Annotated in this window: 20 protein-coding genes; 7 read left to right on the forward strand and 13 right to left on the reverse strand. The window is 36.9% G+C overall.

Features of this window, described 5'->3' with window-relative positions; all coding sequences use genetic code 11:
• The first annotated feature begins 166 nt into the window (after positions 1–166).
• Positions 167–1,828 (forward strand): PA14 domain-containing protein, encoded by a 1,662-nt coding sequence (locus ACRD62_RS15730; RefSeq protein ID WP_430821067.1) that lies wholly within the window; start codon positions 167–169, stop codon positions 1,826–1,828.
• Between the two features lie 147 nt (positions 1,829–1,975).
• On the opposite strand, the gene ACRD62_RS15735 is transcribed toward ACRD62_RS15730, so the two are convergent.
• From ACRD62_RS15735 to ACRD62_RS15765, 7 genes are all read right to left on the reverse strand, one after another.
• Positions 1,976–2,731, reverse strand: a complete 756-nt coding sequence (locus tag ACRD62_RS15735; RefSeq protein WP_430821068.1) for a hypothetical protein — start codon at positions 2,729–2,731, stop codon at positions 1,976–1,978.
• A gap of 46 nt (positions 2,732–2,777) precedes the next feature.
• Complete coding sequence (gene larB / locus ACRD62_RS15740; RefSeq protein WP_430821069.1) at positions 2,778–3,512, reverse strand: nickel pincer cofactor biosynthesis protein LarB; 735 nt, start codon at positions 3,510–3,512, stop codon at positions 2,778–2,780.
• Positions 3,513–3,542: 30 nt separating this feature from the next.
• Entirely contained in the window at positions 3,543–4,343 is an 801-nt protein-coding gene (locus tag ACRD62_RS15745; RefSeq protein WP_430821070.1) for an adenine nucleotide alpha-hydrolase family protein, read from the reverse strand.
• Positions 4,344–4,593: 250 nt separating this feature from the next.
• Complete coding sequence (locus ACRD62_RS15750) at positions 4,594–8,022, reverse strand: efflux RND transporter permease subunit (RefSeq protein WP_430821072.1); 3,429 nt, start codon at positions 8,020–8,022, stop codon at positions 4,594–4,596.
• 23 nt (positions 8,023–8,045) lie between these two features.
• On the reverse strand, positions 8,046–9,185 hold the full coding sequence (locus tag ACRD62_RS15755) for an efflux RND transporter periplasmic adaptor subunit (RefSeq protein ID WP_430821073.1): 1,140 nt from the start codon (positions 9,183–9,185) through the stop codon (positions 8,046–8,048).
• Positions 9,186–9,197: 12 nt separating this feature from the next.
• Positions 9,198–10,526 carry a TolC family protein gene (locus ACRD62_RS15760; RefSeq protein ID WP_430821074.1) on the reverse strand — a complete coding sequence of 443 codons (1,329 nt, stop codon included), beginning with the start codon at positions 10,524–10,526 and terminating at the stop codon, positions 9,198–9,200.
• A 14-nt stretch (positions 10,527–10,540) separates the two neighbouring features.
• Positions 10,541–11,164 (reverse strand): TetR/AcrR family transcriptional regulator, encoded by a 624-nt coding sequence (locus ACRD62_RS15765; protein ID WP_430821075.1) that lies wholly within the window; start codon positions 11,162–11,164, stop codon positions 10,541–10,543.
• Positions 11,165–11,356: 192 nt separating this feature from the next.
• Here ACRD62_RS15765 and ACRD62_RS15770 point away from each other — a divergent pair, with 192 nt between their 5' ends.
• The 6 genes from ACRD62_RS15770 (at position 11,357) to scpA (ending at position 18,672) form a co-directional block, all read left to right on the forward strand.
• Positions 11,357–12,337, forward strand: a complete 981-nt coding sequence (locus tag ACRD62_RS15770) for a hypothetical protein (protein ID WP_430821076.1) — start codon at positions 11,357–11,359, stop codon at positions 12,335–12,337.
• Positions 12,338–12,437: 100 nt separating this feature from the next.
• A complete protein-coding gene (locus ACRD62_RS15775; protein WP_430821077.1) occupies positions 12,438–13,403 on the forward strand; it encodes an ROK family protein in 966 nt (321 codons plus the stop codon).
• Positions 13,404–13,542: 139 nt separating this feature from the next.
• Entirely contained in the window at positions 13,543–13,992 is a 450-nt protein-coding gene (locus tag ACRD62_RS15780; RefSeq protein WP_430821078.1) for a DMT family transporter, read from the forward strand.
• 201 nt (positions 13,993–14,193) lie between these two features.
• Positions 14,194–16,056 carry a methylmalonyl-CoA mutase family protein gene (locus ACRD62_RS15785; protein ID WP_430821079.1) on the forward strand — a complete coding sequence of 621 codons (1,863 nt, stop codon included), beginning with the start codon at positions 14,194–14,196 and terminating at the stop codon, positions 16,054–16,056.
• A 53-nt stretch (positions 16,057–16,109) separates the two neighbouring features.
• Entirely contained in the window at positions 16,110–16,481 is a 372-nt protein-coding gene (locus ACRD62_RS15790; RefSeq protein ID WP_430821080.1) for a four helix bundle protein, read from the forward strand.
• Between the two features lie 34 nt (positions 16,482–16,515).
• Entirely contained in the window at positions 16,516–18,672 is a 2,157-nt protein-coding gene (scpA, locus tag ACRD62_RS15795) for a methylmalonyl-CoA mutase (protein WP_430821081.1), read from the forward strand.
• Between the two features lie 74 nt (positions 18,673–18,746).
• Here the strand turns inward: scpA and ACRD62_RS15800 are convergent, their stop codons facing one another.
• The 6 genes from ACRD62_RS15800 to ACRD62_RS15825 form a co-directional block, all read right to left on the reverse strand.
• Positions 18,747–20,195 carry a methyl-accepting chemotaxis protein gene (locus ACRD62_RS15800; RefSeq protein ID WP_430821082.1) on the reverse strand — a complete coding sequence of 483 codons (1,449 nt, stop codon included), beginning with the start codon at positions 20,193–20,195 and terminating at the stop codon, positions 18,747–18,749.
• Positions 20,196–20,343: 148 nt separating this feature from the next.
• A complete protein-coding gene (locus tag ACRD62_RS15805; protein ID WP_430821083.1) occupies positions 20,344–20,757 on the reverse strand; it encodes a c-type cytochrome in 414 nt (137 codons plus the stop codon).
• A gap of 24 nt (positions 20,758–20,781) precedes the next feature.
• Entirely contained in the window at positions 20,782–21,660 is an 879-nt protein-coding gene (locus ACRD62_RS15810; protein ID WP_430821084.1) for a DUF5777 family beta-barrel protein, read from the reverse strand.
• Between the two features lie 15 nt (positions 21,661–21,675).
• A complete protein-coding gene (locus ACRD62_RS15815; RefSeq protein ID WP_430821085.1) occupies positions 21,676–22,056 on the reverse strand; it encodes a hypothetical protein in 381 nt (126 codons plus the stop codon).
• Positions 22,057–22,344: 288 nt separating this feature from the next.
• Complete coding sequence (locus ACRD62_RS15820) at positions 22,345–22,788, reverse strand: YybH family protein (protein ID WP_430821086.1); 444 nt, start codon at positions 22,786–22,788, stop codon at positions 22,345–22,347.
• A gap of 434 nt (positions 22,789–23,222) precedes the next feature.
• Positions 23,223–24,497: a Gfo/Idh/MocA family protein gene (locus ACRD62_RS15825; protein ID WP_430821087.1), complete on the reverse strand. Its 1,275-nt coding sequence runs from the start codon at positions 24,495–24,497 to the stop codon at positions 23,223–23,225.
• Positions 24,498–24,502 lie beyond the last annotated feature (5 nt).

Raw genomic sequence — 24,502 nt, forward strand, 5'->3', positions numbered from 1 at the left:
AAAGTGCCTGTTTTCGGGGTTTTGTTACACTTTTAAGATAGTGATAATTACTTAATTATCAAAGAAATAAATCAACTTCTGAATATCCCTAATTAATTCACAAGGAACTGGTTCTAACAGTATTCTTTACAAGAATTTTAAAGCACTTATTGAAGCGGTTCCTGAAATGAATATTGTTAATAATGATGATGAGCATGGTTATGATGTAACAACAGCATCTCAATTTACGATTATGCTTTATGATCTTGGCTTTACATCAACCATTGCTCCTTATACCTATAATAGTTTCTGGAATTCATTGGTTTCCAGTGTTAATCAGGCCAGACCCGGTGCAATTGAACGAAATTACGTGCAATGTTATGATGGCGGCGCCTATAATAATCCTTGTGATTGGAAAATTGGCGATGTCCCCGTATGGGCTGGCAAATTAAACTATGATGATAAAAATTCAGTTAACAGCATAATGACCGGCTGGAGGGATAATTGTGATGTGAAAGGTGGATTTATCTGGGTATTTAATGATACCGGAATGAGTCCGTCATCATGGACTTCAGTAATCAATCCAATCTTTGAAGGTACAGGCATTAAATCTTATATAAGTGTAAATAATGAAGAGTCTGTAAATACAACCTACATTAAAGTACTGGAAGGTGAATCTGTATCGTTAGAACCCGAATATAAGGAAGGAAACTGGAGTTGGAAAGGTCCGGATGGATTTACTTCTAATTCCAATATGGTTACGCTATCTGATATTACAATTGAATCAGGAGGTAATTACATTGTAAAATACGTAGATCCTGACGGAGTTGATTACACAAAAAACATTTTAGTCCAGGTGGAGAAGAATACCGAAAACTCAGTTGCTTCCTTTTATGATAATTGGGATTATTATGGTAGCTATGAGATTTCGCTGGCATTGGGAGAGTATGATTCCGAAAGTCTGAATACACTGGGTATTGGTGCGAATAATATTACGTCTGTAAAAGTTGAGCCAGGTTATGGTGTTGTTGTATATTCTGAAGATAATTTTTTGGGCGATTATACCTGTATCACAGGTGATATGAGTTATCTTGATAACTGGAACAAACGCATAAATTCACTCAAGATTATTGAATTACCTTCTGGTACAGGAACGGGTTTAAAAGCCGATTACTATAGCGGTAACAATTTTAATGTGTTAAAAGGATCAAGAATTGATGAGTCCGTAAATTTTGATTGGGGAACCGGAGCTCCTTTAGCAGGAATGCCAGTTGACAACTTTTCAATCAGATGGTCGGGTAAAATTGAACCGCTCTTCACAGGCACCTATACTTTTTATATAACAAGTGATAATAGCCGTAGATTATGGATTAATAATCAATTAATTATCGATAAGTGGATCAATGATTGGGATATAGAATATAGTGGATCGATTGATCTTGAGGCCGGAAAAAAATATGATATAAAACTTGACTACTGTGAATACGAAGGTGGAGCGAACATTAAGTTTCATTGGTCGAGTGATATGCAAATGAAAGAAATAGTACCAACAAAACAGCTTTATCCTGAAGATCAGATTAATGGTTTGGGTGACATGATGCATACAAATAGTGATCTTAAGGTATGGCCAACAGTTGTTAATGATGGTATTTTAAATGTTCGATTTGAGAATGAAGCAAAGCTTTCCGGATGTAATTATTCTATAATCAACATAAATGGAAGCCTTGTAGATAGTGGTGAAATAACACAAAACAGACAAATAACTTTAAAAACATTGACTGCCGGAATGTATATCATACAAATTACCAATGCAGAAAAACGCTACATCCATAAAATAATCATAAAATAATACAATGAAGCCCGGTTAGAAATGTGTAATAATTCTAATCGGGCTTTTTTTCTGATATATTTCAATTTTTGGCAATTAATACTGTAGCATGCGCATCAGTTAATCAATTCTCCAATTAAAAAAGAGATCATTTTTTTTTAAGGATGATTAATTTATCTTCAATTCGAAATTGAGAAATTCTCGTTTTTTATTGTATTCCTTGATAAGTATTTGCTGTAATTGTTTGTTTTTTGAGGCTGCTTCGAAAACTTCTTTTTTTATTTCAACAAGGCGTTCATCACTGATGCCTTCAGAGTTATTCAATTCGCTGGAATAAGGAATTAACAAAGTAGAGGCTAAGTCAGAAGCCTCGTCGTTGTTACGAATTGTCATAAAGCAAAAAGCGTTGAAGAAAGGCGAAAATTCGTTTTGCTCAAGACTTTGTACTTCATTAATATTTGCGCAAAGGTGAACGTAAACCTGGTTGCGAAATTTATCAACCAAATAAAATCGCGAAGCAATAATACCTAAAGAATCAATGGAGATAGAAGGGATGGACTTTTTGTATAAACTATTTTTAAAAATGTCCTTAAATTTATTGTCGTTGTTTAAGGCAGCATTGAATTCTTGCTTAATTAAGCTGGTGTCGGGCAATAAGGATTTAAAGTGAGAGTACAATTTTGTCGTTTCCGAGTAATTCCGAAACAGGTAATCGTTATATGCCCACATGGCATTGCCAAATTCCTTTAATTTGATTTTAGAATTTAAAGAATCTGCTTCAGAATACATGATTATTTTATCTTGTCTTTTCTCGAAATAAACACGATAAAAATCAGATAAATTAATGTCTGCCGCTTGATGAGACCAATTGCAAGAGGTTAATAATGAAATAACTATAAGAGTTATTGACAGTTTAAATGGCATAGTGTTAGATTAGGTATAGAATGTAATACAGAAAAAATTTAAGAAATTAACGGTTCTTAGCTATCAGAGCTGCCACAACAGCAGCACGTAATCCACCATCAATATTAACAACGGTAAGGTTGGGAGCACAACTGGCCAGCATACTGGTTAATGCAGCTTCTTTGGCTCTGAAACCATATCCCACCGATGTAGGAACGCCAATTACAGGTAATGCAACCAATGACGATACAAATGGAGCCAGTGCTCCTTCCATTCCGGCAACCACAATCACAGCTGCCACATCCTGCTCAACTCCTGATTTAATGGCTTCCAAAACACGGGTTGGATGAGCGATACCCCGATCTTCGAAAACGAGAGGTTCAACACCTACCGCCTTTAAAATCACTTCGCACTCGTAGGTTACAGGATGATCTGCCGAACCGGCACTAATCACCAAAACTTTTCCTTTGGGCTTTGGCATTTCACCAATAACAGTAGCATTTACCGACCATAAAACAGGATAATGATCTTTAAAATGATCATTCAACTCTTTATAAAAAGGACTTCGGGAAATGACAACACGAGGATGTTTTTCAAGAAGTTTAGTAGTTAGTTCAAGGGTTTGATCCAACGTTTTATATTCGCCATAAATAATCTCCGGAATATTGGTTCGCATACCTCGGTTTACATCCAGAATATAACGACTGGCTGTTTCCATCCATTCCAGTGAAAAATGTTGATGGGCTTCCTCCTTTGAAATCTCCCCACTTTGTATCTTGTCAAATAACTCGTCGAATGTCATTTTTACTCTTTTCTGAAAATTTGCTTGCTGCTAAACGTATGCTTTTTTTACCTTGTTGATTCGCTTATCATACTCATTGGGTCTTGAACGTTTGATATCAATGGTAATAAATAAAGCAGCTTCCTTTCCTAAATCAAATAAATGTTCTCTAAATTCTGTATCAGCTAAAGCTAAGTAACTTTCGGCTTTTGAAAATTCTATTCTTATGTGTTCATCATCATCAAAACGACAACGCACATCAAAATCGTTTGTTTTATCAATCACGAACTTTTCGATTTCTTTAATTACAGAAATGCGTTCAGGGTATAAAAAGTGTTTATAATTGATACGTGTTGCAAGGCAACTTTCTAAATTAGCTAACAAAGGATCAGCTCCAAATTCGATGGCAATGTCTTTTGTTTCGCTGGATGTAATATCCAATTCAGCTAATGGTGACCTCACTCCATACTCATCCAATGCTATTTTACCCGGTCTGAAATTTCCCAGATCACTTGCTGTTGTACCATCGTAAATTGCTAAAGCATCTTTGGGTATTTGAGCCAAAATGCTGCTTTTACAGAAATAACACCTTTTAACCGGATTTTCTTTTACTGTTTCGCTTGGCTTAATTTTGTATATCTGAAGATTTGTTGAACCCAAATTTCTGGCTTGAACCTTTATAGAATCTACCGAAGCACGGTTAAAACCATTATCAACCCATACAGGAATAATGTTGGAATTTGCTTTCATTGCAGCTCCAAGTACTGCACTGCTGTCAAAACCTCCTGAAAACAACAGGTAACCTTCGGTGTTTTGCTTAAACCATTGGATAAGCTGATCTGCTTTGGTCATTTTGCAAGCTTTAAGTTAGATAATCAACGGGTACTAATGGGTTTAGCCTGTTGAAGATAGGAAGATTTATTGAAAAACTAGCTAAACTTCATTTCGATAAGCTTGAGACGAATGATAATACTATTAAAGTCGGTCCTATAAAATTGTTTTTATGTATCAGTAAATGAATACTATACGTTAAGTTGTGACGTAGGTGGAATTTGACATAACAAAAATGACCCACATTTGTGAGTCATTTTTATGTTTTTGTTTACACATCATTTCTAACCAAATCTTCGTCTTTCGGTTTGAATAATTTGTTGCGTGCTCTTACTGCCAGGTTATACATTACCGGAGCCATAATAAGGGTAAGAACTGTTGAGGTTGTTAATCCAAAAATAACAGTCCATGCCATTGGCGACCAGAAATCAGCATTATCACCTCCGAAATAAATGTTTGGATCGAGCTTTTCAAATAAACTGAAGAAGTCGAAATTCAAACCAATAGCCATTGGTATTAGTCCTAATACGGTAGTAATGGCTGTTAGTAATACAGGTCGAAGACGTGTTTTACCAGCTCGAATGATACTGTCAATTTCTTCCTGACGTGATAATCGGCCATGTTCGCTCATTCCCAGTTCATCCTTCTTCTGTTTTCGTACCAGATCGATGTAGTCAATTAATACAATACCGTTGTTAACCACAATACCGGCCAACGATACAATACCCAAACCTGTCATCAGGATAACGAAATCCATTTTGAAGGTTCCCAATCCCATAAATACACCAATGGTACTTAGTCCAACAGTTCCAATGATGATTAATGGCTTGGCTCCCGAATTGAATTGGGTAATCAGAATCATTGCAATTAAGGCCAAAGCAAACAGTAGTGCTCCAACCAGGAAGTCTGCTGTTTCCTGTTGATTTTCCTGTTCACCGGTCATTTTCCAGGAGTAGTTGCCGGGCATTGTATATTCATCAAGTAAAACACGAATTCTTGCATTTATCTCATTGGCATTGTAACCTTCAATTACGTTTGAACTTAATGTGATTACCCTTGTGTTGTCAACACGAATAATCTTTTCGTAAGTCGATGCATATTCATATGTAGCTACAGCCGAAATAGGAATCAGATGATGAACACCATTTTTATCTACTTTTAGTTTTTGATTCATGAGAGTAGAAACATCATTGCGGTATTCGTCTTTTAAACGAAGCATGATATCAAATTCATCCTCACCATCTTTAAATTTGCCGATCTCTTTACCATAAAGAGAGGTTCGCAAAGCCATTGCTACAGCCTGTGTTGAAAGGCCCATTCGACGAACCTTATCACGATCGATAAACATTTGCATTTCTGGCTTATTGATGTTCAGATCCATTTCCAGGTTTTCGATTCCGGGAATATGGTCTTCATCGATAACACGTTTAATGTCAGCTGTTAAATCAATTAGCTTTTCATAATTGTCACCGCCAATTTCGATGTTGATAGGTTTACCAACAGGAGGTCCGTTATCTTCTTTTTCAATAAAGAATTTCGCACCCACAAAACCTTTAAATGCATCCGTTAATTTAGACATTATTTCACGGGTGCTGTGTCCGTTTCGATACTGATAATCAACAAAGGTAATGGTGGTAAGTGATTTGTTGGGCGAACGACCTGAATCGAATAAACCACCTTTTCCGGTTCCAACACTAACTCCTACAGACTTAATAATATCCATGTAAGGATCCAGTGTTTCGTACAGAATGTTCTCGGCATCCACAGTTACCTGATCTGTTACTGATATGTCAGTACCCAAGGGTAGTTCCATGGTAACGTAGATAGTTTGAGGTTCATTCTGAGGGAAAAACAATACTTCTGTTTGTATCATTCCATAAAAAACAATTGAAAACAGAAACAAGAATATAGATCCGCCAAACAACCATTTACTGGTTCTGCGACCTAAAGCTTTACGAAGTGTATTTTCGTACTGGTTTTCGAGAAATGGTAAAAATGTATGCTGAAACCAGATAGCAGAAGGTTTTAGCACATATTTATTAAGTGCTGTAATCAATAAAGGAAGAATGAGGATATTACCCCATAAGATGCTTCCCGACAAATATGCAATAACACCTAAGAAAGCAATTGCGCCTGTTACATAAAAATATTTCCGAAAGCTTTTTTCTTCTTTAACATCTTCCAGCTTCATAAAATTAGAGGCATAGGCAGGATTAAGTACCAAGGCCACAAAAAGTGAAGAGGAGAGTACTATGATTAATGTAACTGGTAAATAGCTCATGAACTTACCCACAATACCAGGCCAGAAAACCAATGGAATAAAAGCCGCCAGCGTAGTAGCAGTTGATGAAATAATTGGAATAGCAATTTCGCTGGTTCCGTTCTTCACTGCCTTGGACGGTTTGACCCCATGCTCCATCATCCGGTACACGTTTTCAATAACCACAATGGCGTTATCCACCAGCATACCCAAGGCCAGTACCAGCGAGAAAAGAACCATAGTATTGATAGTATAGCCTATCTGTTTCAGAATCATCATAGAGATGATCATAGACATTGGTATGGCCAGACCCGAGAATATGGCATTACGTAAACCTAAGAACATGTATAAAACGATCATAACAAAGATCATCCCCAGAAAAATGCTGTTCTCAAGATTGGTAATCTGGTCGCGAACAAACACCGACTGATCATCTGTAACAGTGATGGTCAAATCTTTTGGTAACGTTTCACTCTCTTGTTTGTCTTTGATTATACCTAGAATCTTATCCGTTGCATCCAATAGGTTTTCACCACTTTTTTTCACAATCGAGAGGGTTACAACCGATTTATGGTTTAACCTTGAGATCGAACTCTGTTCTTCAAAACCATCAATTACATCAGCCACATCTTTAATGTACACAGCACGGCCATCCACTTCCTTTACGATGGTATTGCGGATTTCTTCCATGTTGGTGTAATCAGCTTGTACACGAATGGATCGACGGGTACCATCTACCTTAACTTCGCCGGCACCAACTGTAAAATTCTCAGTCTGAACAGCCAGTTCAATATCCATGAAGCTAAGGTTGTATGCTTCCAATCGATAAGGATCCACATGGATTTTAATCTCACGCTCATCAACACCACGAATATCTGCTTCACGAACTTCGCGCAACGTTTCAAAATCGTCCTGTAGTTCTTCGGCAAATTTTTTCAGCTCATAAATAGAATAATCACCAGAAAGGTTGATGTTTAATACTGGGAACTCTGAGAAGTCAATGTCATCAACAATTGGTTCGTCCATTAAATCATCCGGAAGCTCACTTAAGGCTTTATCTACTTTGTCTTTAACGTCAAGTTTTGCCTGATCAACAGCTACATCAGTTTCGAATTCAACAATTATCAAACTCATGTCCTGAAAAGAGTTGGATGACATACGTTTTACACCATTCAGATCTTTCAGTTCTTTTTCTATCGGTCGTGTAATCAGGTTTTCTATATCGAGCGGACTATTGCCGGGATGAGGTGTGCTAACCGAGATATATGGTATCACAATCTCCGGAAAAAGTTCGCGTTGCATCGACGTATACCCTAACCATCCTGCAACTATTAGGAATAGAGTCAGGATGTAGATGGTATTTTTATTATCCAGGGCCCAAAATGTAGGTTTAAATTTCCGGGTCGAAACTTTTTCCTTGGGTCTATTATCTTCTGTCATTGTTTCAATTTTCGGTTTAGGTATTACAATGAAATTGCTGATCCGTCAACAACCTGAGCATAGCCTGTAGTAATTAGCTGGTCACCTTTGCTAAGACCTTCTGTTACCAGAGTATTATTGTTATCCTTGATTCCGGTTTTGATGTATTGTTTCTTGGCAATGGATTTACCTTCGTCTTGTGACGCGATAAAAACAAATTCGCCGCTAAAGTCTTTTTTCACTAAAATAGATGGAACAACAATAGAATTCTCGGCTGAATAGGTTTTCAACTTAAGAACAGCCAGCATGTTTGGTTTGTAATCGTTCTCCGGGTTATTCAAATTAACGCGCAAACGAAAAGTACGTGAATCGCGATCAATAACTGATGAGGTACGATAAATTTCTCCTTCAATGGTTTTATCCAATACAGGGAAGTTGACTTTTACCTTGTCACCTGCCTTTATTTTTTGCAAATAAATCTCTGAAACATCAGCATTGATATATACCTGATCGATATTAACCAAACGTACAAACGGTGCTGCAGGACTTGCCATCTCACCCTGACGCTGAATGATTTCATCTACAATACCATTGATGGGAGCGCGAACCACTGCCATATCGACCTGAGCTTCTAGTGCTTCCTTTTTTTGTTTCAACGATTCCATCTGTGATTTGGCTTGTAAATATTCCATTTCAGAACCAATGTTTTGTTCCCAAAGGTTTGACTGACGCTCAAAAGTAGTTTTTGCTAAATCAAGGTTGATATTTATCTCATCCAGACTACGTTGAATCATTTCGGTATTTAAACGAGCCAAAACCTGTCCTTTTTGAACACGCTGTCCTTCTTTTACATCGATGCTCACAATTTTACCGGATGACTCAGGGCTTACTACAATATTCTTATCGGCCTGTACCTGACCCGACACATCAACAAAGTGTTCGAAAAGAATGGGTTGTATTTCTGTTGTTACTACCGAAATAACACCTTCTCCTGTATCTTCGGCCAATTCCTTTTCTAATTTGGCGATCTTCTGTTTCAGTTCCGAGAACTCACTCTTATAGGTAGCAAGTGCCTCCTCCTTCTCTTTTCGGGCATCTTCTGTTGTGGCTGCGCATGAGGCTAAAAACAGCACAGACAGAATAAATACAAATTTCTTCATTATTTGGTTTCTATTATTTTTCATGACAAGCTAGGGTTATAATCGATTAACAGCTTTTAAGTATTTAATGTGGGTATCCAGCAGGTTGAGAGTCGACTGAATATAACTGATTTGTGATTGAATATACTGACCTTCGTTTTGCGAAAGCTCTGTGCTGGAACTCAATCCGTTTGCAAATTTGATACGTGTTCGGTCGTAAATACGAAAGGCAATCTCTTCACCTTCTTTATCATTCAGGTAAACAGCCTGTGCATTCTTAAAATTAGCTTCTGCAACCATTAATTGCTGCTTTAAGCCTTCTTCCATCTGACGCATTTGGTTTTGCAGCTTCTGGTAATTAATCTTTTCCTGCTGTACACGTGCGTTTTGCATTCCTGATTTAAAAATGGGCATGGTTAATGAGAGACCCACAATTTGTGAATTGGTATTATCCATCGCTTTAAATTCATCGCCAAACTCGATATAGCTTATATTGTAAAAGGCATTTATTTTTGGATAATATTGAGCCCGCTCATTTTTGATTAATGTTCGTTGCACTTCTTCCTGGGTTTCCAGAATGGAATAATCGATATGTGATTTTACATCAAACACGTTAGAAGCTGGTAAATATGTTTCAACGGGTGAAAGAATGTCTTGCAAACTATTGGTCAATTTAATAGGTTGATCAATCGATAATCCCATAGAATACTTTAACACAGCTTCAGCAATCACAAGTTGACGTTCGGCATCGAGCAACAGGTTACGCGAATTATTAACCATCAGTCGTAATTGATCAACATCCGTTAGCTCACGAAACCCGTTTTCGAAATAGGCATTGGTTTCTTTCAGTGTTTGCTCGTTAACTTCCAGATTCTTTTTAAAGGTTTCCAGATTTTTTTTAGCGATCAGAGCAATATAATATGCCTCTGCCACAGCCTCGCGCACATTTATTTGCGTTTTTTCCTTATTTCTTTCACTGATTTGTACGTAGATTCGACTTGCTTTAACACCCAACAAATAGGAACCATCAAAAAGTAGTTGATTTACGGTTCCTGTTGCGTTCCAGTTGTACTTCTGTCCAAATTTTGTTTTAAGACGAATTGGATCAGATTCTCCTTCAGGTGTCATGGTTATTACATTTTCCTGAATAGCTAAATTATCAGTTAGCTGTCCTTCTGCACTGACTTGTGGTAAACCAATGGCAATATACTCCATAACCTTTTTTTCCGCAGCCTCAATATCATAGGTGGCACTTTTACTATCAAAAGCATTTTCTGTTGCATAATCCAAAGCTTCCTGCAGTGAAAATGCTAAAGAATCATTTTGGGCAAAGGTGTGTGTTAAGGACGCCATTAACATTGCTATCGCAATAAGCGCATTCTTCATAATTGTGTGATTTATTATTGATTATTATTTTTACAAAACAAGCGGTTCAGTTCTTCAATACCTTTGGGTGTGCAAATTCCTCTGAAATGATATTTGTATACTTCTTCAAAGATGCCCATATCCATTACCTCAGTATCAGTAAACAAACCATTACCCGGATCAAATGTGAAAAGGTGGTAGGATACCATAATGCGGGCTATGATATGTTCATTTATATCTTCCATATAAAAGCCTTCTTCCTTCCCTTTTTTTAGATTAGCTAAATTTGACTCATATATTATCTTAAACTTTATATCCTTTAACTCTCTCAAAAGAGCCGGATAGTATTTTTTCATATCATACAAGAAGGTAGGTTTGAATCGCTGATTCTTCTTCCTGATATTATCGCTAAGTTCAAAATTCTGTTCAATGGCATTTAAATCATCCCTTTTGAAGGCAGAGAATACATCTTCGATGTATGCTTTGGAATACTGAAATACGCATTCAACCAATTCATTTTTATCAGAAATATATTGATAAAGTGTTTTTTTTGATATGCCCATATTACGGGCAATATCATCCATACTTACACTTTTAATTCCGTATTGATGGTAAAGCTCAAAAGCTTTCTCAATTATATTTTGACGCTTATCTTCCATTCCGCGAATGTAGGGAACTTAATTCGATTAGGAAACTAAAAAAGTGTTAAAAGTTTCCCAAGTTTACATTAAGCTAGATAAAATGTCAATAGAAAAGATGAATTCATCAATAAAAAAGGGTCAATTGGAAATTTATTTGTCATTGTAAAGACTAAAAGCTATTAATTAGACGTTTAGCTATTATTTAATGGGATGAAATTAATCTTAAACATAGCCGTTCTTTTTTGCATACTTTCGTTTGCACAGGGTATAAATGCTCAAAACAAAAAGCGTAAGTTGAATAAAGGAACTTCTAAAAGAGAAATAAGAAAACGGCAAGAGAAAGCATTTGAACAGGATAAGGATATGAATGCCTTTAATCCAATGCAACCCATGGGAGCCAGGCAAAATGATGCTCGCGATGATATTCTCTGGCATAGCGAGAGTGCCAATACTGTATATCCAAAAGCAGGAAACATTAGCTTAATCTCTCCGTCAAGATATGGTATTAAACCCGGTTTGGAAGTTTCATCCAATGTATTTATGAATTACTGGGTACCCAATCTTACTCTTAAAAAGAGATGGGCAAATAATAATTGGTATGTAGCCACTAAACATGGGGTATATTCTTCTACACCCGGAATAAATTTTGCACAGAAAAATAACCTTACGTCAATTGTTGACAGTGCTGTGCAAATTCCATTTATTTTATCTATTAAAAATGAATTAATAGTTAGTAAGTACATTTCCAGTGATAATCGTTGCAGCAACGATCAACCATTTGTTATTCTTTCAGCAGGTATTGGTGTTGATGTTGGAATCTCTTTTGGCGAATCAGGATTAACTGAAATGAGAGAACACTTCTTAACCAACAGAAGTCCTTCATTAACCGGTAAAGGAGCAATTGGATACGCAAAGGTGAGAGCTGACTGGGAAATTAATAACATGTTGATGCTTGGAGGGCAGTTAAAGTATTTCAGGGGAAATTTTACAGGTAATCAGGCATTCGAACAATCTACCGAATTGCAAACGTTTATAACACCTACTCTATCGTTTAATATTGGATATATATTATCTATAGCTAATTACAATACCCCAAATAAGTTAAGTGTTCTTCCGCTTATAGATATCAATTGGTATTTTGGAAAGAAACAAAGCAGACAAAAAGGTTTGTGGGGTACCAAGATGTTTTAATAATAACCCGATAGTACAATTTATTTATACATTATTACAATTCCTAAACATTTAAATTCCCCAATTTTGCTGCGGATAAATCATAAATGTAATATTACTCATGAAAATTGAAGTTGCGATAGGGATTGATATTGGAGGAACAAATACTGTTATTGGGGTGGTTGACCGGGAAGGTAATATACTTGCTGAGACATCAACACCAACTCTTACAAATACCGACATCAATAACTATTTAAATACACTTACCTCAAAAATCAATGAAACAGTTTTTCATCTGAATGGTACTATTGAAGTAAAAGGGATTGGAATCGGTGCTCCCAGTAGCAATTATTATACCGGTGAAATAGTTGGAGCAAGTAATCTGGGTTGGGGTGATCGGGTACCTTTTGTGAAGCTGATGAAAGAATTCTATGATTATCCTGTTATTGTTTTAACCAATGATGCCAATTCGGCAGCTGTTGGAGAAATGATGTACGGAGCAGCAAAGGGAATGAATGATTTTATTATGTTGACTCTGGGTACAGGAGTAGGAAGTGGTATTGTGGCAAATGGTAAACTAATTTTGGGTCATGATGGTTTTGCCGGTGAATTAGGACATGTGATTATTGATCCAAATGGACGGGAATGTGGTTGCGGTAGAAAAGGTTGTCTTGAAACATATGCATCAGCAACAGGTATCTGCAGAACAGCATCAGAACTGATTGCTACTACTAAAACAGAGAGTAAGCTTAGAAATGTTCCTGCACTTAACTTTACATCAAAAATGATTTATGATGCTGCTGTGAAGGGAGATGAACTAGCTCTGAAAGCCTTTGAAATTACTGGAAAGATGCTGGGAAAAGCCATTGCTGATTTTGTAACCTTTTCAAGTCCTGAAGCTGTATTCTTATTTGGTGGATTAGCCATGGCAGGTGATTATATTTTTACTCCAACCAGAGAAGCAATGGAGGAAAATATGTGTTTCTTATATAGTAATAAGGTAAAACTACTTCCATCGAAGCTTGATGGTGCTAAAATTGCAATATTGGGTGCCAGTGCTGTAGTATGGCAGGAAATGAAAAATTAAAAAATAAACTTCAAATATTCAAACGGGCAATCAATTACGATTGACCCGTTTTTCGTTTTAAGCGTATTGTCATCCATAATAATATGGCATCTCTCTGGCATTTACCTTAACTTTGCAACGCAAACACTCAATAGTATTTATGTATATAAAATACGTATTAACAACAATTGCCATTTTAATTGGTGGACTTTTAGCTGTTCAGGGAAGTATTAACTCTCAATTGGGAGGATTTCTTAAGCATCCTATTCAGGCATCGTTTACCAATTTTCTGGTTGGAACCATTTGTCTGTTCATCTTAAACCTCATACTCAGAACCGAAATCCCGAAGGCTGAAGTGTTATCGCAAATTCCTGTATACCTGTTTTTTGGAGGTGTGCTTGGGGCGATATTTGTATCTTCAGTTGTTATTTTAATACCCAAAATTGGTGTTGCAACCATGCTGGGAGCTACCATAGGCGGTCAAATGATTGTAGCAACTGTTATTGACCACTTTGGGTGGTTTAGTGTTAATCCTCAGCCTGTTTCAATTGGAAAAATTGCGGGTATTCTTTTTATTATCGTTGGAGTATTTTTTATTCAGCGTTTTTAATGATTAAAGAAAAAAAACTTTAATAACCTGTTGATTTGTTAACACTTGGAGAGAAATTGATGCCATCAACATATGCCAATTACTGCATATGATATTGATAATCATGCTTAAGAACAGTTTTAAAAAGCGTTAAATATTCGTTTTAGTCTCATGAAAAGGTGTATTTTTGCGCCTTCGGAAAAAAACAAACAGTTATATATTATGGCAGATAAAACAAAACAACTGTTATTTAGTGATTTTCCACCCGTATCTACTCAAGAGTGGATGGATAAAATCACAGCAGACCTGAAAGGAGCAGACTTTGAAAAGAAGCTCGTTTGGAGAACCAATGAAGGGTTCAACGTTCGACCTTTTTACCGCTCTGAAGACCTTGATTCGTTAAATTACTTAGAGAGCCAGCCTGGCGAGTTTCCTTATGTTAGAGGTAATAACGCTAAAAGCAATAAATGGTTCGTACGTCAGGACATTAAAGTGACTGATGTAAAAGCAGCAAACGAAAAAGCAGTAAATCTTCTTACTAAAGGAGTAGACAGTATTGGTTTTATTATCGAAGATAAAGAAATCATTACAGAAGCTAACATCGAGGCTTTACTAGCTGGTGTTCTTTCAGAAGATGTAGAAATTAACTTCTCAGCTTGTTGTGGAAACAGCTTGTTGACGCAAGCGGTTGTTGCAGTAATTGAAAAAAGCAATGTAGCTGAAGTAAAAGGTTCAATCAACTTCGATCCAATTGGTGACTTAACCATTAAGGGTAAAGCTTGTTGCGAAATGGACAAAGCTATTAACAGTGTTAAAGAATTGGTTGAAGCAACTTCAGGCTTATCTCAATTCAAAACATTTGCTGTTAACGCTAAGCACTACAACAATGCCGGAGCATCTATCGTTCAGGAATTGGCATTTGGATTAGCAATGGGTAACGAGTATCTGGCTCAGTTAACTGAAAAAGGTCTTTCTATTGATGCAGCTGCTGCAAACATCAAATTCAACTTTGGTGTAAGTGGTAACTACTTCATGGAAATTGCCAAGTTGAGAGCTGGACGTATGCTATGGGCTAAAATTGTAGAGGCATACCAACCATCAAGCGTTGAGGCATGTAAATTGCATGTTCACAGTGAAACATCAGAATGGAATAAAACCATTTTCGATCCAAACGTAAACATGTTACGTACTCAAACAGAAGCTATGTCGGCAACATTAGGTGGAACTCAATCACTAACAGTTCAGCCTTACGATGCTTTATATAAAGAAACTGATGTATTCTCTGAGCGTATTGCACGTAACCAACAATTATTATTAAAAGAAGAATCTCACTTCGACAAGATTGTTGACCCTTCAGCAGGGTCATATTATATCGAAAACTTAACAGATAACATTGCTGAGCAGGCATGGGCTTTATTTGTTGAGGTTGAAGAAAAAGGCGGTTACTTGGCTGCTTTAAAAGAAGGATTTATTCAGGCAATGGTTAAAGAAACTGCTGACAAACGTCGTATAGCAGTAGCAACTCGTCGCGAAAACTTGTTAGGTACTAACCAGTATCCTAATACAGGTGAAGTAATTTCTTCAAAAATCGACTTCTCTAAATTAGAGAAAGTTTGTACTTCATGTCAGGGCGAAACAGAAATTGAGCCAATCGTTACTTTCCGTGCAGCTGATGAGTTTGAAGCATTGCGTTTAGCTACTGAAAAAGCAGCAAAACGTCCTAAGGTATTTATGTTAACATACGGAAATCTTGCAATGCGTTTAGCTCGTGCTCAGTTCTCAGGTAACTTCTTTGGATGTGCAGGATACGAAATCGCTGATAACTTAGGATTCAAAACAATTGAAGAAGGTGTGGAAGCTGCTAAAGCTGCCGGTGCTGACATTGTTGTTTTATGTAGCTCTGATGACGAATATGCAGAAGCTGCTCCTAAAGCGTTCGAATTATTAGGCGATACTCCTTTAGTTGTAGCCGGAGCTCCTGCTTGTGCTGAAGAATTGAAAGCGAAAGGTATTACCAACTTCGTTAATGTTCGTTCAAACGTGTTGGAGACTCTTCAAGGGTTCAACAAAATGATATTAGAATAGTAGACTTTGAGACTATAGACTTATAGATAATCTGATTGATATTATCTGTTGCAATGAAAAGGAAGCATAATTTTAAGGAACTACAAATTTGGCAGAAAAGCAGATCTCTTGTTAAAGATATTTACAAGCTTACATCTGATTTTCCTCAATCTGAAATTTATGGATTGGTTAGCCAAATGAGACGAGCTTCTGTTTCTATCCCTTCAAATATTGCAGAAGGAACCGGTAGAAAAACGAATAAGGAATTTAGTCGCTTTCTGGAAATTGCTTATAGTTCAGCATTGGAGCTGGAAACTCAATTGTATCTATCATTTGATCTTGAGTTTATAATAGAATCTATTCTGGAGGAGTTTTTAGTAAAATTAGATGAACTTCAAAAAATGATTTCATCGTTTGACACTAAAGTCCTTTCAGAGAATTTCTAATTGTCTATTGTCTAATCATCTAAAAATCTAAAAAATGAGACCAAATTTTAAAAACATAAATATTAAAACCAAGGCTGACGGGTCAAAAGACACCAAAGCCTGGGAAAAAGAACACGGGATTGAAAAAGACTGGATGACAGCCGAACAGATCCCTGTTAAACCAGTTTACAGCAAAGATGACCTGGAAGGAATGGAGCACTTGAACTATGCTTCGGGTTTACCACCATACCTTCGCGGACCATACTCAGGTATGTACGCAATGCGTCCCTGGACTATTCGTCAGTATGCAGGTTTCTCAACTGCTGAAGAGTCAAACGCATTCTACCGTCGTAACCTGGCTGCTGGTCAGAAAGGTCTTTCTGTAGCATTCGACCTGGCTACACACCGCGGATACGATTCAGACCACGAGCGTGTGGTTGGTGACGTAGGTAAAGCTGGTGTGGCTATCGACTCTATCCTTGATATGAACGTATTATTCGATGGTATTCCATTGGATAAAATGTCAGTATCAATGACAATGAACGGTGCTGTATTGCCGGTAATGGCTTTCTACATCGTTGCAGGTTTAGAGCAAGGTGCTACATTAGAGCAACTTTCAGGTACTATCCAAAACGATATCCTGAAAGAATTCATGGTGCGTAACACATATATTTACCCACCTGAGTTCTCAATGAAAGTTATTGCTGACATCTTTGAATATACTTCTCAAAAGATGCCAAAGTTCAACTCTATTTCTATCTCGGGTTACCACATGCAGGAAGCAGGTGCAACCGCTGATATTGAGTTGGCATATACTTTAGCTGATGGTTTAGAATACCTTCGTGCAGGTACGCAAGCCGGATTGGACATCGATGCATTTGCTCCTCGTTTGTCATTCTTCTGGGCTATTGGTATGAACCACTTTATGGAGATTGCCAAAATGCGTGCAGGACGTATGTTATGGGCTAAAATTGTTAAGCAATTCAACCCTAAGAATCCTAAGTCGTTAGCATTGCGTACTCACTCGCAAACTTCAGGATGGTCATTGACTGAGCAAGATCCTTTCAACAACGTTGGACGTACTTGTATCGAGGCAATGGGTGCTGCTTTAGGTCACACTCAGTCGCTACACACCAACGCATTGGATGAGGCGATTGCCTTACCTACTGATTTCTCAGCTCGTATTGCTCGTAACACTCAGATCTTCATCCAGGATGAAACTCAAATCTGTAAGGCTGTTGACCCATGGGCCGGTTCTTACTATGTTGAGTCATTAACTCAGGAGTTGGTTGACAAAGCCTGGGCTCACATCCAGGAGATTGAGTCGTTAGGTGGTATGGCTAAAGCGATCGAATCAGGTATTCCTAAGATGCGTATCGAAGAAGCTGCTGCCCGTACACAGGCTAAAATCGACAGTAAGACGCAAACTATCGTGGGTACTAACAAGTACCGCTTAGAGAAAGAAGATCCTATCGACATTTTGGATGTTGATAACGTAGAAGTTCGTCGTTCGCAAATTGAGCGTTTGGAAAAACTTCGCGCTAACCGTAACGAGGCAGAGGTACAAGCTGCATTGGCTGCAATTACCAAAGCAGTTGAAACCGGTGAAGGTAACTTACTTGAGTTAGCAGTTGACGCTGCTCAAAAACGTGCTTCATTAGGTGAGATCTCTGATGCTTGTGAAAAGATTGTTGGTAGATATAACGCAGTAATCAGATCAATTTCAGGAGTGTACAGTGCAGAAGCAGCAGACGATAAAGAGTTTGCAAAAGCCCAGCAGTTGGCTAAGGATTTCGCCGAAAAAGAAGGTCGTCAACCACGTATCATGATCGCTAAAATGGGTCAGGATGGACACGACCGCGGTGCTAAAGTAGTTGCAACAGGTTATGCCGATATAGGTTTCGACGTTGATATGGGACCATTGTTCCAGACGCCTGCCGAAGCTGCTAAGCAAGCTGTTGAAAACGACGTTCACGTTGTGGGAGTTTCTTCATTGGCTGCCGGTCACAAAACATTGGTTCCTCAAATTATTGAGGAATTGAAGAATTTGGGTCGTGAGGATATCATGGTAATTTGTGGTGGTGTAATTCCAGCTCAGGATTATCAATTCCTTTACGATGCAGGTGCTGTGGCTATCTTTGGTCCTGGTACTTCTGTTGCCAAGGCAGGTTGTGATATTCTTAACCTGTTAATTGAACAACACGCTGAATAAAAAATAGAATTATAGCTAATTCAATATTAAAGCCACCCTATAAAGGTGGCTTTATATTTTCTAGGTTATCTCGTTTATAACTTGAAGAATGATACTATTTCCTTGAATTGTTGTGCCTGTGAGTTTAGTTCTCTGGCACTGGAAGCCATTTCTTCTGCTGTTGAAGCATTTAATTGAGTTGATCGGTTTAATTCGATTATACTTGAATTAATCTGCTCGCTACTAATATTTTGCTCATTACTGGCTGCATTTACTTCCTGACTCAATTCTGCTGTCTTTTCAATTTCTGGTAAAGTCCTTGATACTAATTCAACAGCCTCAGCTGTTACTTTAACTGAGGAGCCTGATAATCTGATAATTTCATCGGCAGCTTTGGTGCTTAAATCTGCCAGTTTTTTCACTTCACCAGCTACAACAGCAAATCCTTTCCCCTCATTACCAGCCCGGGCTGCCTCAACAGCTGCATTAAGAGCTAAAATGTTAGTTTGACTGGCAATGTCATTAATAATAATGATCTTATCTGAAATACTTTGTATCGACTCCATACTTTTGTCAGCCGAGTTTCCCACGTCCTGCATGGACTTATAAGCAAGTTGTGCCTTATCACGTGTTTGACCACTCACCATCGTATTTTGCTGGATCGAAGCTAACATTTCCTCCATCGCGGCTGATACTTCTTCAATAGAGCTGGCTTGTTCGGTTGCAGCTTGTGAAACAATTAAAGAATTTTCACTAATCTTTTCTCCTGTTTTGGCTAATTGATCGGCACCAGAAATAATGGTTTGAAGTATCCTTCGCATACTTTCAATCATTTTCTGTATGCTAAATGCAATCTCCCCAAGTTCATCATTATTATTTATCTCAATGTCTGTACTTAAATCTCCTTCAGTAATTTTTTTACTTGCTATCAAAATGTTATTAATAGACTTACTGATTTTCCGGATTACTATTATACCTAATACTATCGCTATTATGGCTATGATAATACTAAATCCGGAAATCTGAAATATTGATTTTTTGACATTGGAGTATACTGGTGTTAAACTTGATGAAACAATAAAAAGACCACGGATATGATCTCCGGATGATACACTTAGACTCTGGTTCTGATTATGACAGAAGGCACAGTTTTGTTCTTCAGAGTAGTATACCGGTCTGATAATCTTCATCTCACTTGAATTTTCATCAATGATTTTCAGATTATTCAGATCACCTTCAGAAAGTGTTTTTTCATATTCAACTTCTTCTGGTGTGGAGTTGTGAGCTTCATTTAGAGCGTTCTGAGATACAATGCGAAAATTGTAGGAACTGTTCAAAGATTCATTATTATCTTCTGACATACTACCATCTGTATGATATCTTAAGAAATGAACGGTGTATAAATCTAAGATGTCATTACTTTTGGTTTCAAGATCTTCGAGTCCCTGATCATAAATTCTGAATGAAGATACAATAAGTGCAATTACTCCACTGGCTACAACAGGAAGAATCACAAGGAATATTAGTTTTCTTTTCAATGACATAGCAGGTTATTATAAGTTGTAGTTTGGTTAATTTAACTGATTCTAAGCATTGAAGACTTCCAAAAAATATGGGGGAATATTTTCTAAGCTATCTCAACAATCGAATGGTTTACGTTTCTATCATGGCGATTTCAACTTTCAGAACCAATTAATCGTTCAGTGTACGCACGAAGTTCACAACTGCCCACTTATCTTCTTCGCTTGGAATTAGTTTTAAAAAATCAGGTCTGTTTTCTATACCAATAAATGATAAGTAATAAATCTCACCATCTGTATATTGATCCATTTCTGGTAAGGTTAAATCGCCTGGTGAAACTTTCATATTCTTAGCCATCACTCCATCTCCTTTACCTTTTTTTCCATGGCATGATACACAATGTCGGTTGAAGTTTCGAAGTCCTATCATTTTAAGAGATTCATCTCCCTTATAAGGATTTTCTTTCTCTACAAACTCTTTTGGAACCTCCTTTTTCTTGTAATCTTGATTATCTCCTGGGATAAACGACATGGATACTGTGAGAATAACACTGAATCCCAGGATAAGAATGAAATTTTTTTTCATATTATGTAATTTTAAATTTTGGTACTAAAAATTATATAAGCGTGTAATTGTAAAACCAAATTTAAGCTGACCATCTAACCAATCATTCTGATTAAACATGGTGTTATGTTGTGAAACAAAATTGTCGGAAGAAGAGGCAAACAACTGAAATACATGTGCACTAGTTCTAATTTCCCATCCAATTCCAACATTTGGCTTAGGATGGTCCACAAATTCACGATGCTCTGTAATAGAGTTTAATTTTAAAGGGTGATCGTATTGAAATATAATGGAGTATTTGTAATTAATGGCAATTCGACCGTTAACTCCAATTGAAATTTTATCATGGTCAATTTCAAGGTCAGTTTTATTATAATGTGTAAAACTACCGTTGGCTTGGATTGTCATGAGTTCCCCGAACTTTCTGCTAAGAATAATTTGAGAGAAATAAGCAAGACGATTCTTAAATGTGTAATTTTTTCCAAATACATCTTTGTCACGAGCATCAATTGCACAATTTGCATATAAGGTAATGGCAACAGGCATAGAATTTTGTCGGGTTTGTTCGGCAATAGTGTATTTAACTGAAAAATCACTATACATCCTATGTTTACTTAATCCATATCCAATTTGCATATTTTTAATTGGAACATAGTTTATCCCCATTCTTATTGATGCTAAAGGTGCATAGATGCCAAATACATCTTTAAAACCATTATCCATTGTCCCAAACTTATGCTGTATCACATATTCAAATGTGTTCTTAACGGGGACAAAAGTAGTTTGGTTATCTAATAAAACTCCACTAAGAAAAGGTTCCCTGACTGGAAGATCTTTGGGTTTATCATTATTCGGGGTTTCTTGCTGTCCCCATAGCGAAATGAATGTGAATGATAATAATATTATAGGAAGGATTCTTTTCATAGTTTTAAAGGACGTTTAATTATTCATGGCACCTTGTTTAATCCAATTAAATACTAACGCAGCCTGGTATGGAGTATATTTCTTATATTGGTGACCATTATAGGTTGGATTAGGATATTGGTAAATAAGACTTAGAGATGGATCTTCTTTATTGATGAGATCTGGAACAATTGAACTATAGGCATTATCCCGTCGTAAATCAATTATTGATCCATTTGAATGACAGGCTGTACAAGAATTGTTGTCAAAGATTGGTAGTATCTCATCCGAAAAGCTAACCAGAACAGTTTCATTTGGCAGATCAATTTCAACATACTCGTATTGGCAATTACTGAGAAAGCATACTGAAAGAAGGAAGATAAATAAAAATGCTGGTTTGGTTACAAATCTATACATAAGATGCTTATCTATAGTTAAGTTATTATTATAAAAATAGATTAAATATACTTAAGAACTAATCTAAATAGCTGTAATATTATAAGTTCAGAATTTATTTAATTTAATATAGTTTTTTAATAGGATTATTCCTCTATCATGCATGCATAAACAAACATAAATTATGTATAGTACAATTTAACGTTTATGTAGTTTTTAGGATTGCAGAATTTACTCTAAAATAGAGTAGATCATATTCAAAAAAAGGTCATCTTGTTTTGGATGACCTTTATTCGCTTATCGTTTTTATTAATAATGGGTGGTATGGCCATGTATGATGACCCAACCCCCTTTTTTATTTTCCATAATCAGTGTCGATATCCAATTGGCTTCAACTGTTTCTGAGTCTTTCATTTTAATAGATTCTGTACCTTTCCAGATACAAAGAGCAATATACTTGCCAAGAGGAGTGACCTCAACAGAATTTTTAAGTACCTCTTGTTTCTCCATATTGCCTAGGAAGTTTTCATACATTTCTCTTAATTGAGTAATGTTATATTCATGTCCATCCACAATAAGTAGAAAGTCGTCACTGTTATTCCAGAACGACATCGACTTATCAATGTCTTTATCCATTGAACTCTGCATGATAGATTCAATGGTACTTTCAATTTCTTTCTGCATATTCTGAGAGAGAACGATTTGACTGGATAAAAGTAAGCTAACGAAAAAGTAAATGACTGGTTTTTTCATGATGTCCATTTTAATCTGAAAAGCATAAAGTTATGGCGCCTTATTGCCATTTGTCAACATCATTTTTTGCGATTAAAAAAGCCACCTCAAAATAGAAGTGGCTTTAGAAAAATATGTTAATCCAATAATTATCCTGATGTTGTTATAGCATGCATTTTAACTTCGACGTACTATTTTGAGTATTACCCAATAAAACAATCGGATTATTGCGATTGCAATATATAGAGTACAACTTATTGCTATTACAAAACCCAATGAACTATACAATTCGCTCCATTGAGATTGATATTTAATGATGGAATATATATTAAGGCCAAATGATATGCCAAGGAGAAGTAGCCAGATAATCATTTCTCTGCGGATATTTTTGCTTTTTATTGTGATGTCTTTCATAATTCTTCTGATTTGAGTTATACCAAATTCCATGAACAATTTTATCCGATCAGATATTTATCAGGACATGTGATTCGCTCACCTGATTCTATGGATTTCTCAGTTAATAGTGACCAGATACTTGTATAATAACCTTCTTTTGTCATCCATTCAGGGGATGATTTTTGCTGGATATAGTCTATAAAATGAACGATTTCCTCCCGGGTTCCATCTCCATCCTGACCTTTGTAAATCTCTTCACCATTGTAGCTTACGGCTGTTTCTGCGGCCCAACTTGAACCTCCGATGGGAGCACTTTTAAAGAGACCATTCTGAATGTCATTAATCAATTGAGCAATACCTGGTGCAGGTTCGGGTTTAATTGGGTCTTCCCGTAAAATATTATTTGACTCTAATTTCATAGTCGCATAATCACCAATTATATGTTCTTCACATCCTTCGGCTTTGTTAATAGTCATTGAGTCATAGATAAATTGGGTACCATCATCATATGAAAAAATGGCTGCCATATTATCGGGTACTTCCCTTCCATCTTTATAATATTGAATACTACCTGTAGCCATAACAGAAACAGGGTATTTCTTCATTGCCCAATTCGCAACCTGTAACTGATGAGACATTAATTCGGTTAAAAGGCCGGCTGAATATTCTTTATAAAGTCTCCAATTAATTTTGCGCTCCAGATCAGGTTGATTATCCGGTACATCCCGTCTCCAATTATGATTTCTGTGCCAATAGGCTTTCATCTGACCAATGACTCCAATTTCTCCATTGTGAATTCGCTCCAAAGCATTTATATACTGATTACTATGAAGCCGTTGATGCCCGATCAATAGGATTGATCCGGAATTTATATGAGCATCATACATAGCCTTCGTATCATCCAGAGTACGAGCCATAGCTTTCTCACACAATACATGAATACCTTTGTTCAGGCAATCGATAGTAATATGAGCATGTTGGTGCAAAGGAGTGGCAATAATAACACCGTCAACCGGGCTTTGGTTGATTAATTGGCTATAGTCAGTATAGGTTTTGGGATTAATTTTATATCGTTTCGCTAAAGCAACTGCTTCATTTAAGCTTGGTCCGTAATTATCACATACTGCAACAAGTTCATAATTAGGATTCACTTTTTGAGCCAGGAGAAGTTCCATAAGATATCTTCCTCGACTACCGGTTCCGATAACAGCCAGACGCACTTTCTTATCGCTGGCTAAGGCCGCAAATGTTCTGCCAAATGGAGAAGCAGCTAAAGCCAAACCGGCACCTGCTATGGCAGTTTTTTTTATAAAATCTCTTCTGTTTCCCTTCATGGATA

Origin of the sequence: Carboxylicivirga caseinilyticus (assembly GCF_050589785.1) — a bacterium.
GTDB classification, from domain to species: Bacteria; Bacteroidota; Bacteroidia; order Bacteroidales; family Marinilabiliaceae; genus Carboxylicivirga; species Carboxylicivirga caseinilyticus.